We start from the raw sequence: 11926 nt of genomic DNA on the forward strand, positions 1-11926 counted from the left end.
CGGCACCGCTACAACCACACCCGCCCGCATCGCGCCCTCGGCGGCCTTCCGCCGGTTCGCTTCGCGATGGCACACTCACCCACTGCCTCTAGTTCTGGCTGACTCGAAAGAACGAGGACGCTTCACCACGTGAAACGCTAGTAGCGACGCATCTGCGAAGTAGTCTTGGCCGATGGTGAGCTCGCTGGCAAGCATTCGAGCGTCTTTGGGTTCAAGCGCCGTGTGTAGCGCCAGCGTTCCGGTATCCGCTTCGTAGTGGTAGAGCCTGCCCCGAGCTCTTCTACTCCAAGCGCTAGAACGAACGCCTCTATCGGATGCAGTCCACCCCCGGAAGGGCTACTGCGACGCAGTGCACTAACGCCTGGCGCGAATTCCTTGATGCCAAGGGCGCCAAACGTCGCATGCAGTACCGTGGCGACCGCATCCTGTGGAAGGAAGGTATCGCGCCTGAAGTGCCGGGTGGTGCGTCGGGCGTGCAGGAGTGAGCGGAGTGAGGCGTCCGGATTCGGTGCGGGTAGATAGCATCTACGACGATCGTGAGGGAGCTTTGGAAAATGATCTGGGGGGAGGCCGCGCTCTTCCACTTGTTCTGTGAGTCGCGCTGAGTGTGCTTCATCGCTATGGTCACGCGCGGCTTCATCTCCACGTTGTCCGCGCCACTGGGTCATCGCGTGGAAGATGGCAGCTTGCGGATGCCATCCTACATCGTGAAGTCGCTCTTCGCCCTTCCTCAGCTTGCCTGCCAGCGGTGTGTCGAGATCACTTATCACCGCTCCTCGCTCGGCGAGCGACCTGACCATGTTGACATCAACATTGCTGCACTCAGCTTGATCATCAATGTGATGCCATTCGGATGAACTGATCTCCGTAATGAAGGCTAACTCACGTGCATCTAGCGGGATCCGCATGCCTGTCACCGGACACAGCAACGCGCACTGCGGCGTCGTACTGAATTCGATGCTGCCCCGCAGAAGGGCTACGACATTGACGGCGACCTCGTCGTCGATGATGAAGTGGCAAACCCGGCGCCTCCGAACTCTGACCATGGAGCCGAGCGCGGTCATTTATGAAGAAGCATGACGACCATCGGCGCAACGTTGTCCCGGTCGACGGATCTTAACGCGCGCCGCATTTCACCTGGGGCGGGTAGATTAACGGTTTCGGGAACGTCACGGGCCTGAACATCAACACCCAAGGAAGACAATGCCGCTACCGGGTTGCTACGAATGGCAGCACGGATCTGCTCGCTTTCGGATAGACGCTGTAGCAGTGACACTTGGCAGTGGTAGTCCATTATTTCCTCCAGTTGACTGTCGAGCGCCATGCCCGAGCCATGCGGGCTTCAATACATCAGCAGGAGCCGTTTTGGAAGATGCCGCGCCGCTGTTGATGTGAGCGATGGGAAAATTAGCTCGATCGGGACCCTACTACAGGCGCTTCAATGAGGAAGCAGCGAACCGAAGACGGCCTCACCCTGCACCTGCGCGACTGGCCCGCGGCGCGGCCGCGGGCGCGCCTGCTGCTGGTGCACGGCCTGGGCGAGCACAGCGGGCGCTATGACCGCCTGGCGCGCGAGCTGGCCGCCGCAGGCATCGCCGTGCGTGGCTACGACCAGCGCGGGCATGGGCGCTCGGAGGGCGGACGCGGCCGCCTGGGCCGATGCGGCGATGCGCTGGTGCGCGACCTGGCCGGCGTCTTCGCGCGCTACCGGGAGGAGGGGGACGGCCTGCCGTTCCTGCTCGGGCACAGCATGGGCGGCCTCGTGGCCGCGTACGCGGTCTGCGCTGGCGGGCTGCGGCCGCGCGGCCTGGTGCTGTCGGCGCCGGCGCTGGCCTCGCATGCAACCCGCGCGCAACGCGTGCTGGCGACGGTGGCGGCGCGCTCATGGCCCGGGCTCACCCTCAGCAATGGACTGCCGCTGGACTGGCTGTCGCACGCGCCGCAGGCCGCGCCCGAATACGCCGAGGACCCGCTCAACCACGACCGCATCAGCGCGCGCCTGGCCGACTTCATCTTTCGCGCCGGCCCGGGGGTGATCGCGGCCGCGCCGGGGCTCCCGGTGCCGACGCTGCTGCAGGTCGCCGGCGCCGACCGTCTGGTGGATCCCGCCGGCGCACGCGCGTTCGCCGCCGCCGCGCCCGCGGCGCGCCTGACGGTGCACGAGTATCCGGAGCTCTACCACGAGATCTACAACGAGGCCGAGCCGGCGCGGCGCCAGGTGATCGACGACCTGCTCGCCTGGCTCGACCGCCGCATCGTCGCACCCGGCGGCTAGGCCGGACCGGGCCCTTCTCCGTCCTCAGCGCGCGCCGCCGCCGCGGTCCATGCGCCGATAGCCGATCGCCTCGGCCAGATGCGTGGTGTCGATGGCCTCGGCGCCGGCGAGGTCGGCGATGGTGCGGGCGATGCGCAGGATGCGGTGGGTGGCGCGCGCCGAGAGCTGCAGCGCTTCCATCGCGCGCTCCAGCAGGGCGTGGTCGGCTGCGGTGAGCGGGCAGGCCAGTTCCGTCTCGCGCTGGCCGAGGCGGGCGTTCGGCTTGCCGCTGCGCGCGTGCTGTCGCGCCCGCGCGTGCAGCACGCGCCTGCGCACCGTGGCGGAATCCTCGCCCGGGGGGGCGTCGCCGCGCAGTTCGCCCGGCGCCAGGCGCGGAACCTCGACATGCAGGTCGATGCGGTCGAGCAGCGGACCGGACAGGCGCGCCCGGTAGCGCGCGGTCTGTTCGGGGCTGCAGCGGCAGCGGCCCGAGGCGTCGCCGGCGTAGCCGCAGGGGCAGGGGTTCATCGCCGCCACCAGCTGGAAGCGCGCCGGGAACTCCGACTGCCGCGCCGCGCGCGAAATGGTCACCACGCCCGACTCCAGCGGCTCGCGCAGCACTTCCAGCGTGCGCCGCTCCCATTCGGCCAGTTCGTCGAGGAACAGCACGCCGTTGTGCGCCAGCGAGATCTCGCCGGGCCGCGGCTGCGCCCCGCCGCCGACCAGGGCCACCGCGCTCGCGGTGTGGTGCGGCGCACGGAAGGGGCGCCGGCGCCAGTGCGCGACATCCAGCCCGCGGCCGCTGACGGAGGCGACCGCGGCGGTCTCCAGCGCCTCGGCCTCGGTCGCCTCGGGAAGGATCCCGGGCAGGCGCGAGGCGAGCAGGGTCTTGCCGCAGCCCGGTGGACCGATCAGCAGGAGATGGTGGCCGCCGGCCGCGGCGATCTCCAGCGCGCGCCGCGCATGCGCCTGGCCGCGCACGTCGGCGAGGTCAGGAGCGCCCTCGCCGGGCGCCCACGTGGCGGCCGGATCCGCCAGCGCCTGCGCCAGCGGGCGGCGTCCGGCGAGGTGCCCGCAGACCTCGAGCAGGGTGCGCGCACCGAACACGCGCGCCTCGCCGACCAGTGCGGCCTCGGCCGCGTTCGCCGCCGGCAGCACCAGCCCGCGCCCTTCCGCGGTGGCGGCAAGCGTCGCGGGAAGGATGCCGTCGACCGGGCGCAGCTCGCCGGTGAGGGCCAGCTCGCCGGCGAACTCCAGCTCGCGCAGCGCCTCGTTGGGGAGCTGGCCGCTGGCGGCGAGGATGCCGAGGGCGATCGGCAGGTCGAAGCGTCCGCCGTCCTTGGGCAGGTCGGCCGGAGCGAGGTTGACGGTGATGCGCCGCGCCGGAAATTCCAGCTGCGCGCACTGGATGGCCGCGCGCACGCGGTCCTTGCTCTCGCGCACCGCGGCCTCGGGCAGGCCGACGATCGACAGGTTGGGCAGCCCACCCGCAAGGTGGACCTCGACCCGCACCGCGGGCGCCTGCACCCCGCAGCGCGCGCGGCTGTGCACCAGCGCAAGGCTCATGGAATTCCCTCTCCGTACTCGGCGCGCCGTCCTGGCGCGCCCGGCTCACGCGTGGATCAGTGGCGCGGCGCGCCGGTGTCGGCCAGTCGCGCCTCGAGTTCGGCGACGCTGGCTTCCAGCGCGTCGAGCTTCTCGCGCGTGCGCAGCAGGACCGCGCGCTGCACCTCGAACTCCTCCCGGGTCACCAGGTCGAGCTTCGCCAGCCCGGCCTGGAGGGTGGCTTTGAAGTTCTGCTGCAGGCCGTCGCCGGCCTCGCGCAGGCCCGGAGGCACCGCGTCGCTGAGGCGGCGGGCCAGTTCGTCGATGGACTTCAGGTCGATCATGCGCGGGTCTCCGAGGGCGCGGCGGACAGCATGGCGAGGGCGGTGCCGACGCTGCGTCCGCGGGATCCGGCGTCGCGGGTAGGACAATTCGCACCGCGCGGCGTGGGAGGGGAATTCGAGCACGCGCCGCCGACGGCATGCAATCCGCGCCGTGCGCCCGTCATACTGCACGTCCGGCGCGCCGCTGCGCCGCGTGGAGCCGCAGGAGACGATGCGATGAAGATGGTCATGGCCGTGATCAAGCCGTTCAAGCTCGACGACGTGCGCGAGGCGCTGTCGGAGATCGGCATCAACGGCGTCACCGTGACCGAGGTGAAGGGGTTCGGGCGGCAGAAGGGCCATACCGAGCTCTACCGCGGCGCCGAATACGTCGTCGACTTCCTGCCCAAGATCAAGCTCGAGGTCGCGGTCACCGACGACCAGGCCGAGCGGGTGACCGAGGCGATCATGCAGGCGGCCAACACCGGCAAGGTCGGCGACGGCAAGATCTTCGTCTACGAACTCGGGCGCGCGGTGCGCATCCGCACCGGCGAGGTGGACGCCGACGCCCTCTAGACGCGGCGGCGTTCCGCGAGAAGGAACGCGCCGCCGGAGCGGGGCGTTCCTCTTCAGGAGGCTGGACCCGGGCGCCTCAGTCGCCCAGCGCCTCGGCGAGGTAGGGCGGCGTCGCCAGCGCGCCGCGGTGCACGTCGGCGGTGTAGTACCTGGTCGCGAACGGCCGCGCCGCGGCGTCGTCGCTGCGGAACGTGTCGAAGCCTTCCTCGCCCTTGCGCGCCAGCGTGCAGCTCCACCAGCCGGTCGGATAGCAGGGCTGCGGGAACGGCAGGGTCTTCATCGCGCCGAAGCCGGCGTCGCGCATGGCCTGGCGCATGTCCTTCATCAGCTCGACCAGCGCCAGCGGCGATTCCGACTGCTGCACGAGGATGCCGCCCGGCTTCAGCGCCTTCAGGCAGCTTTCGTAGAAGGCGCGGTTGAACAGGCCTTCCGCCGGGCCCACCGGGTCGGTGGAATCGACGATCACCACGTCCAGGCTGCCGGCCGCGCAGTTCTTCATGTAGGCGATGCCGTCGTCGAACAGCAGCTCGGCGCGCGCATCGCCGTTGGACTCGCACAGCTCCGGGAAGTACTTCTCGGCCATGCGCGTGACCTGCTCGTCGATGTCGCACTGCACCGCCCGGCGCACGCCCGGGTGCCTGAGCACCTCGCGCAGCGTGCCGCAGTCGCCGCCGCCGATGATCACCACCGATTCCGGAGCCGGATGGGTGAACAGCGCCGGGTGCGACATCATCTCGTGGTAGAGGAAGTTGTCGCGCGTGGTCAGCATCACCGCGCCGTCGATCACCATCAGGTTGCCCCAGTCGGTGGTCTCGTAGATCTCGATCTTCTGGAACGGCGACTGCACCTGGTCGAGCTTGCGGGTGAGGCGGAAGCCGATGGACGAGCCGGTGTGCTCGAAGTCCTCGCGGAACCAGGTGTCGGACATGTGCAGGGCGCTCCGGGGCATGGGGACGGGCGCGGATTGTAGCGGACGCGCGCGGCCCCGCCCGCTCGACGCGGCGGTCGCGCCGGCGGGGTCTACAATGCGCGCCCTCCCGTTTCGTGCCCCGGAAGCGCCCATGTCCTGGTCGATCGACCGCGCCCGCCAGACCTATTCGATCCCGCACTGGTCGGAAGGCTATTTCGACGTCGGCGACGACGGCCGCATGCTGGTGCGCCCGCGCGGCGAGGCCGGCCCGGCCATCGCCCTGGCCGAGGTGGTCGAGCGCGCCCAGGCCGAAGGGCTCAAGCTGCCGCTGCTCGCGCGTTTCTCCGACGTGCTCGGCGACCGCCTCGGGCGCCTGCAGCAGGCCTTCGCGCGGGCGATGGCCGACTGGGACTACGCCGGCGGCTACACCGCGGTGTTCCCGATCAAGGTCAACCAGCACCGCGCGGTGGCCGGCGAGCTCGCCGCCTTCGGCCAGGGCAACCGCGTCGCCGGCGACGTCGGCTTCGGCCTCGAGGCCGGCTCCAAGCCGGAGCTGATGGCGGTGCTGGCGCTTGCCGCGCCGGGTTCGCTGGTGGTGTGCAACGGCTACAAGGACCGCGAATACATCCGCCTGGCGCTGATCGGCCGCCGCCTCGGCATCGACGTGTGCATCGTGATCGAGAAGCCGTCGGAGCTGGCGCTGGTCATCGACGAGTCGAAGGCGCTGGGCGTCGCGCCGCTGCTCGGCGTGCGCATGCGCCTGGCCTCGCTCGGTGCCGGCAAGTGGCAGAACTCCGGCGGCGACAAGGCCAAGTTCGGGCTCTCGCCGCGGCAGCTGGTCGACCTCACCGAGCGCCTGCGCGAGGCCGGCCTGGTGGATGCCCTGCAGCTGCTGCATTTCCACATGGGCTCGCAGATCTCCAACGTGCGCGACATCGCCAGCGGCATGCGCGAGGCGGTGCGCTACTTCATCGAGGTCTCCGGCCTGGGCTTCCCGATCCGCTACATGGATGTCGGCGGCGGCCTCGGCGTCGACTACGAAGGCACGCGCTCGCGCAGCTTCTGCTCGATCAACTACGGGATCGACCAGTACGCCGGCAACATCGTGCAGCCGCTGGCCGAGGCCTGCGCCGAGCACGGGCTGGCGCCGCCGCGCATCGTCACCGAGTGCGGGCGCGCGATGACCGCGCACCACGCGGTGCTGATCGCCAACGTCAGCGAGGTGGAACGCGCGCCCGAGGGCGCGGTGCCGCCATCCGCGGAGGACGAGCCCGCCGTGCTGCGCCACCTGCGCGAGCTGCATGCCGAGCTCGATGGGCGGCCGGCCGTCGAACTCTTCCACGAGGCGCAGCACCACCTCGCGGAAGGGCAGACGCTCTACGCGCACGGCCAGCTGGACCTGGTCCAGCGCGCGCGCATCGACGACCTCTTCTACGCCATCGCCCACGGCGTGCGTGCGCGGCTCAGGAGCGAGGAGAAGAGCCACCGCAGCGTGCTCGACGAACTCAACGAGCGCCTGGTCGACAAGTACTTCGTCAATTTCTCGGTGTTCGAATCGGTGCCGGACGTGTGGGCGATCGACCAGGTGTTCCCGATCGCGCCGATCGCGCGCCTGGACGAGGCGCCGACCCGCCGCGGCGTCATCGCCGACCTCACCTGCGATTCCGACGGCCGCATCGACGACTACGTCGACGACGGCGACCTCGACACCTCGATGGCGCTGCACGCGCCGAACCCGGGCGAGAGCTACCGCATCGGCCTGTTCCTGGTCGGCGCCTACCAGGACACGCTGGGCGACATCCACAACCTGTTCGGCGACACCGACAGCGTCAACGTGCGCCTGACCGACGACGGCTACGCGCTGGCGCGCTCGCGGCGCGGCGACACCTCGGACGTGATGCTCGACTACGTCGGCTACGACCTCGGGGCGCTGCGCACGGCCTACCGCGACAAGATCGCCGCCGCCGGCCTCGACAGCGCGACCGCGGGTGCGTTCGAGGCCGCGCTGGAAGCCGGTCTGACCGGCTACACCTACCTCGCCGACGAGCCGCAGGCGTGAGCGTGCGGCTGTCGGGCCGGCACTTCCTGGTGCTGGCGATGCGCAGCCCGGGATTCGACGCGGCGGTGGGGCCGCGGCACCGCGCCTTCCTGGATGCGCTCGAGGCCGAGGGGCGGCTGGCCGGCACCGGCCCGTTCGCCGACGGCAGCGGCGGCGCCTACCTCCTGCGCGCCGGCGACCTCGCCGAGGCCACCGCCATCGCCCATCGCGACCCGCTGCACACCGAGAGCGCCTCGATCCTCACCGTGCACGAATGGCTGCTGCGCTGAACGCGGAGGCGTAGGAACGGCTTCGGCCGCGACCTGTGGGAGGGGTTTCAGGCCGCCGGAGGCAGGTGCGGCGGGCCGCTTCCCGCCCAACGCGATCCTGCCTCCCGACCGCCCCGCTGCGCGCCCAACGTGGCGGCCGTGGAGATGGTGCGGTGCGCGGTGCGCGCGCGTTCAGCGCGCAGGGGCAAGCACGCCGCTGTGGAACCTCGTCATTTCCTCCCGGGAGAGCCTGTTGTCCCTGTCGAAGTCGATGGGGTGCATGCCGTTGAGCCAGGCCTCGCGGATCTCGCTCGGCGTGATCCGTCCGCTCCTGTCCCCATCCCAGAGGCTCATCGTCATCTCCCGCATCCTGAGATGGAGATCCGGCGGGTAACCCGCTTTTCCCGGGCTCCCCTGGGTGATCCAGGGGTCGAGTTCCCCGATGACCAGTGCGTCGTCGCCATCGACGTCGAGCCTGCGGAACGAGGCGGTCGCGGCGGCGCCTGCTTCGTCCCGGTCGATGAAGCCGTCGCGGTTCGTGTCCTGCTCGGCGAAGATCTCTTCGATCTGCGGGCTGGCCGCGGCTGCGTCCGCATTCCAGAGCAGCAGGATGAGGACAGCGGGAGCGAGGGCATGGCGTGGCATCGGAAACTCCTTTTCCTGGTCGGGTCTAGGGTACAGGCGCGTCCTGCGCCTTGCGAGTGTAGGACGGAGTACGGCTTCCCGTCCTGCGCACCCCGCGCGGTGTGGCCTACGGCGCGCGGGCGACCTGGAAGCCGGCGAAGGACTGGCTGACCGGCATCAGCTCGATGCGGTTGACGTTGAGGTGCGGCGGCAGGCTCGCGATCCAGAACAGGGTCTCGGCGATGTCCTCGGCGGTCATCGGGGTGGCCCCGCGGTAGAGCGTGTCGGACGCGGCCTGGTCGCCGCCGGTGCGCACCAGGGTGAACTCGGTCTCGGCCATGCCGGGCTCGACCGAGGTCACGCGCACGCCGGTGCCGGCGAGGTCCGAGCGCAGGCCCAGCGAGAACTGGGTGACGAAGGCCTTGGTCCCGCCGTAGACGTTGCCGCCCGGGTAGGGATAGCTGCCGGCGATCGAGCTGATGTTGATGATCGCGCCGCGGCGCTCGATCAGCGCCGGCAGCAGCAGGTGCGTCAGCGTCGCCAGCGCGGTGACGTTGGTGTCGATCATCGTCTGCCACTGGGCGAGGTCGGCGCGCTGCGCCGGCGCCGTGCCGAGCGCCAGCCCGGCGTTGTTGATCAGCACGTCGACCGCGGCGAAGCCCTCCGGCAGCGCCTCGAGCGCGGCGTTCATCGCCACCGGGTCGCGCACGTCGAACGCGGCCGCATGCACGCGCTCGGGGCCGAACGCATCGACCAGCGGCTGCAGGCGTTCGCCGCGGCGGCCGGTGGCGACCACCTTCCAGCCGGCGCCGGCGAAGCGGTGGACCGCGGCGGCGCCGAAGCCCGAGGTGGCGCCGGTGATCAGGACGGTCTTGGACATCTGCGAACTCCCTTGCTCGGATGGGGAGGCGCCGTGGGCTCCGGCGCCGGTCAGCGTGCGCGCACCGCGACCGCGGGCACGCCTCCGTTCTCGAGCGTCGACTTCGCCCCGGCCAGCGCGGCGGCGCTGGAATAGGGGCCGGTGCGGACGCGGTAGACGGTGTCGCCGTTGATGGTGGCCTGCTCGACGCGCGCGCTGACGCCGAGCAGCGCGATGCGCGCCTTGAGCGTCTCCGCCTCGCTCTGCGAGCGGAAGGCGCCGGCCTGGATCACGTAGGACTGTTCGGCGGCCGCCGGCGTCGCGGCGGGCGCCTGCTGCGCTGCGGGGGCCAGCGTGGCGGCGGGGCCGGTGACCTCGGCTTCCGCCTCCGCAAGGCGCTGCGCCGCCGCCCTGCGCTCGGCCTCGGCGCGCGCCGCGGCCTCCGCCTCGGCCTTGCGCTGGGCCTCGATCTCGGCGTCCGGCACCACGACCTCGCGCTCGGCCAGCACCGTATAGAAGTCGTAGCGTGGCTTGCGCGGCGCGTCCTGCGCGACCGGCGCCTCGTCGCCTGCGTCCGCCCGCGGCGCCTGCGCCGCGGGGTTCGGGCGCGGGCCGCCGGGCTGCTCGCCGCCGAAGCGGGTCATCACCACCACCGCGATCGCCAGCCCGATCAGGACGCCGCCGACCAGCAGCAGCCAGCCGGGCACACCGCCGCCACCGCCGCCGCCACTGCGTCGCGCCTGGGATTTGCCTCGGCGTGCCGCCATCACATCCTCTCCGGGGCGCTCACGCCCAGCAGGTCCAGCCCGTTGCGGATCACCTGGCGCGTGGCCAGCGCCAGCGCGATGCGGGCGTCGCGCACCGCCGCGTCGTCGACCAGGAACTGGCCGGCGTGGTACCAGGTGTGGAAGGCATTGGCCAGATCGCGCAGCCAGGTCGCGACCGCATGCGGCTCCAGCGCCTGCGCCGCGCTCTCGACGAGCTCCGGGTAGCGCGAGAGTTCGATCATCAGCGCCTGTTCCTCGGCCGAGTCCAGCTTCGCCAGCTGCGAAAGGCCGTGCCCGACGTCCAGCGCGATGCCGCGTTCGTCCGCCTGACGCAGCACGCTGCACACCCGCGCGTGCGCGTACTGGATGTAGTAGACCGGGTTGTCGTTGGTCTGCGAGCGGGCGAGGTCGATGTCGAAGGTGAGCTGCGAGTCGGCCTTGCGCGCGATCAGGAAATAGCGGGTGGCGTCGCGGCCGGCCTCGTCGATCAGGTCGCGCAGGGTGACGTAGCTGCCGGCGCGCTTGGACAGCTTCACCTCCTCGCCGCCGCGCATCACCGTGACCATCTGGTGCAGCACGTACTCGGGCCAGCCCTTGGGAATGCCGACGTCCAGCGCCTGCAGGCCGGCGCGCACGCGCGCCAGCGAGCCGTGGTGGTCGGCGCCGAGCTCGGTGATGGCGCGGGTGTAGCCGCGTTCCCACTTGGTCTGGTGGTAGGCGACGTCCGGCAGGAAGTAGGTGTAGCTGCCGTCGGACTTGCGCATCACGCGGTCCTTGTCGTCGCCGAAGTCCGTCGAGCGCAGCCACAGCGCACCACCGTCCTCGTAGGTGTGGCCGGAGGCGACGAGTTCGGCCACGGTCCTCTCGACACGGCCGTCGGTGTAGAGCGAGGACTCGAGGTAGTACACGTCGAAGCCGACGCCGAAGGCGGCGAGGTCGGCGGTCTGCTCGTTGCGCAGCACCGCCACCGCGAAGCGGCGGATGCCGTCGAGGTCGTCGGCGTCGCCGGAGCCGGTGACCTCGCGGCCGTCGGCCTCGACCGTCTCGCCGGCGAGGAAGGCGCGCGCGACGTCCCTGATGTAGTCGCCGCGGTAGCCGTCGGCCGGCCAGCCGGCGTCGTCCGGCCCCAGGCCCTTCGCCCGCGCCTGCACCGACAGCGCGAGGTTGTCGATCTGCGCGCCGGCATCGTTGTAGTAGTACTCGCGCACCACCTTCCAGCCCGCGGCGTCGAGCAGACGCGCCAGCGAGTCGCCGATCGCGGCGGCGCGGCCGTGGCCGACGTGCAGCGGACCGGTCGGGTTGGCCGAGACGTACTCGATGCCGACCGTCTCGCCGCCGCCCAGGCCGCTGCGGCCGTAGCCCTCGCCCTCGGCATGGATGCGGCGGACCTCGGCGTGCCAGGCTTCCGCAGCCAGGTGGATGTTGATGAAGCCCGGGCCGGCGACCTCGACCTTCGCCACCCGCTCCGAGGCCGGCAGCGCCGCGACCAGCTTCTCGGCGAGGTCGCGCGGCTTCTGCCGCGCCGGCTTGGCCAGCATCATCGCGAGGTTGGCGGCGTAGTCGCCGTGCTCGCGCGAGCGCGTGCGCTCGACCACGAAGGCAGGCGTAGCGAGATCGGCGGGGACAGTGCCATCGGCACGCAGACGGTCCAGCGCGGCGACCAGCATGTCGCGCAGAAGGGGCTTCACGTGGGTGGGTCCGGGATTCGAAGCGGGACCGCGCATTCTAGCGCCTCGGGCGCTCGGACGCCGCGGCTGTCAC

Annotated in this window: 14 protein-coding genes; 5 read left to right on the forward strand and 9 right to left on the reverse strand. The window is 71.1% G+C overall.

Annotated elements, in window-relative coordinates:
• Window positions 1-137: 137 nt before the first annotated feature.
• Entirely contained in the window at window positions 138-668 is a 531-nt protein-coding gene (locus KB893_RS18850) for a nitroreductase family protein (RefSeq protein WP_377731443.1), read from the reverse strand.
• 24 nt (window positions 669-692) lie between these two features.
• Here KB893_RS18850 and KB893_RS18495 point away from each other — a divergent pair, with 24 nt between their 5' ends.
• Entirely contained in the window at window positions 693-857 is a 165-nt protein-coding gene (locus KB893_RS18495; RefSeq protein ID WP_246505775.1) for a hypothetical protein, read from the forward strand.
• Between the two features lie 203 nt (window positions 858-1060).
• Here the strand turns inward: KB893_RS18495 and KB893_RS17725 are convergent, their stop codons facing one another.
• Window positions 1061-1324: a hypothetical protein gene (locus KB893_RS17725; protein ID WP_213173956.1), complete on the reverse strand. Its 264-nt coding sequence runs from the start codon at window positions 1322-1324 to the stop codon at window positions 1061-1063.
• Window positions 1325-1441: 117 nt separating this feature from the next.
• Between KB893_RS17725 and KB893_RS17730 the strand changes: the two genes are divergently transcribed.
• Window positions 1442-2275 carry an alpha/beta fold hydrolase gene (locus KB893_RS17730; protein ID WP_211928107.1) on the forward strand — a complete coding sequence of 278 codons (834 nt, stop codon included), beginning with the start codon at window positions 1442-1444 and terminating at the stop codon, window positions 2273-2275.
• A gap of 24 nt (window positions 2276-2299) precedes the next feature.
• Here the strand turns inward: KB893_RS17730 and KB893_RS17735 are convergent, their stop codons facing one another.
• Complete coding sequence (locus tag KB893_RS17735) at window positions 2300-3820, reverse strand: YifB family Mg chelatase-like AAA ATPase (RefSeq protein ID WP_211928108.1); 1521 nt, start codon at window positions 3818-3820, stop codon at window positions 2300-2302.
• A 56-nt stretch (window positions 3821-3876) separates the two neighbouring features.
• Window positions 3877-4143, reverse strand: a complete 267-nt coding sequence (ubiK, locus tag KB893_RS17740; protein ID WP_213173957.1) for a ubiquinone biosynthesis accessory factor UbiK — start codon at window positions 4141-4143, stop codon at window positions 3877-3879.
• Window positions 4144-4359: 216 nt separating this feature from the next.
• On the opposite strand from ubiK, the gene KB893_RS17745 reads away from it, so the two are divergent.
• The gene (locus KB893_RS17745) at window positions 4360-4698 is read left to right on the forward strand and encodes a P-II family nitrogen regulator (protein ID WP_211928196.1); all 339 of its coding nucleotides are present in this window, start codon (window positions 4360-4362) and stop codon (window positions 4696-4698) included.
• Between the two features lie 76 nt (window positions 4699-4774).
• On the opposite strand, the gene speE is transcribed toward KB893_RS17745, so the two are convergent.
• Complete coding sequence (gene speE / locus KB893_RS17750; protein WP_213173961.1) at window positions 4775-5632, reverse strand: polyamine aminopropyltransferase; 858 nt, start codon at window positions 5630-5632, stop codon at window positions 4775-4777.
• Between the two features lie 127 nt (window positions 5633-5759).
• Here speE and speA point away from each other — a divergent pair, with 127 nt between their 5' ends.
• Together speA and KB893_RS17760 are read left to right on the forward strand one after the other, a co-directional pair.
• Entirely contained in the window at window positions 5760-7667 is a 1908-nt protein-coding gene (speA, locus tag KB893_RS17755) for a biosynthetic arginine decarboxylase (protein WP_213173958.1), read from the forward strand.
• A gap of 38 nt (window positions 7668-7705) precedes the next feature.
• The gene (locus tag KB893_RS17760; protein WP_377731442.1) at window positions 7706-7936 is read left to right on the forward strand and encodes a YciI family protein; all 231 of its coding nucleotides are present in this window, start codon (window positions 7706-7708) and stop codon (window positions 7934-7936) included.
• 171 nt (window positions 7937-8107) lie between these two features.
• Here the strand turns inward: KB893_RS17760 and KB893_RS17765 are convergent, their stop codons facing one another.
• From KB893_RS17765 to argS, 4 genes are all read right to left on the reverse strand, one after another.
• Window positions 8108-8560, reverse strand: coding sequence for an EF-hand domain-containing protein (locus KB893_RS17765; RefSeq protein ID WP_211927408.1), 453 nt, complete (start codon window positions 8558-8560; stop codon window positions 8108-8110).
• Between the two features lie 106 nt (window positions 8561-8666).
• Window positions 8667-9419 (reverse strand): SDR family NAD(P)-dependent oxidoreductase, encoded by a 753-nt coding sequence (locus KB893_RS17770; protein WP_211927409.1) that lies wholly within the window; start codon window positions 9417-9419, stop codon window positions 8667-8669.
• Between the two features lie 50 nt (window positions 9420-9469).
• Window positions 9470-10165 (reverse strand): SPOR domain-containing protein, encoded by a 696-nt coding sequence (locus KB893_RS17775; RefSeq protein ID WP_211927410.1) that lies wholly within the window; start codon window positions 10163-10165, stop codon window positions 9470-9472.
• A complete protein-coding gene (argS, locus tag KB893_RS17780; protein WP_211927411.1) occupies window positions 10165-11853 on the reverse strand; it encodes an arginine--tRNA ligase in 1689 nt (562 codons plus the stop codon). The genes KB893_RS17775 and argS overlap by 1 nt, the downstream gene beginning before the upstream one ends.
• Window positions 11854-11926: the final 73 nt, after the last annotated feature.

Source organism: Coralloluteibacterium stylophorae (assembly GCF_018122625.2).
Lineage (GTDB): Bacteria > Pseudomonadota > Gammaproteobacteria > Xanthomonadales > Xanthomonadaceae > Coralloluteibacterium > Coralloluteibacterium stylophorae.

Excerpts from the sequence above, each read along its gene's own strand:
- KB893_RS18850 (WP_377731443.1), bottom strand. The coding sequence starts at position 668 with ATGACCCAGTGGCGCGGACAACGTGGAGATGAAGCCGCGCGTGACCAT.
- KB893_RS18495 (WP_246505775.1), top strand. The coding sequence starts at position 693 with ATGCCATCCTACATCGTGAAGTCGCTCTTCGCCCTTCCTCAGCTTGCC.
- KB893_RS17725 (WP_213173956.1), bottom strand. The coding sequence starts at position 1,324 with ATGGCGCTCGACAGTCAACTGGAGGAAATAATGGACTACCACTGCCAA.
- KB893_RS17730 (WP_211928107.1), top strand. The coding sequence starts at position 1,442 with ATGAGGAAGCAGCGAACCGAAGACGGCCTCACCCTGCACCTGCGCGAC.
- KB893_RS17735 (WP_211928108.1), bottom strand. The coding sequence starts at position 3,820 with ATGAGCCTTGCGCTGGTGCACAGCCGCGCGCGCTGCGGGGTGCAGGCG.
- ubiK (WP_213173957.1), bottom strand. The coding sequence starts at position 4,143 with ATGATCGACCTGAAGTCCATCGACGAACTGGCCCGCCGCCTCAGCGAC.
- KB893_RS17745 (WP_211928196.1), top strand. The coding sequence starts at position 4,360 with ATGAAGATGGTCATGGCCGTGATCAAGCCGTTCAAGCTCGACGACGTG.
- speA (WP_213173958.1), top strand. The coding sequence starts at position 5,760 with ATGTCCTGGTCGATCGACCGCGCCCGCCAGACCTATTCGATCCCGCAC.
- KB893_RS17760 (WP_377731442.1), top strand. The coding sequence starts at position 7,706 with ATGCGCAGCCCGGGATTCGACGCGGCGGTGGGGCCGCGGCACCGCGCC.
- KB893_RS17765 (WP_211927408.1), bottom strand. The coding sequence starts at position 8,560 with ATGCCACGCCATGCCCTCGCTCCCGCTGTCCTCATCCTGCTGCTCTGG.
- KB893_RS17770 (WP_211927409.1), bottom strand. The coding sequence starts at position 9,419 with ATGTCCAAGACCGTCCTGATCACCGGCGCCACCTCGGGCTTCGGCGCC.
- KB893_RS17775 (WP_211927410.1), bottom strand. The coding sequence starts at position 10,165 with ATGGCGGCACGCCGAGGCAAATCCCAGGCGCGACGCAGTGGCGGCGGC.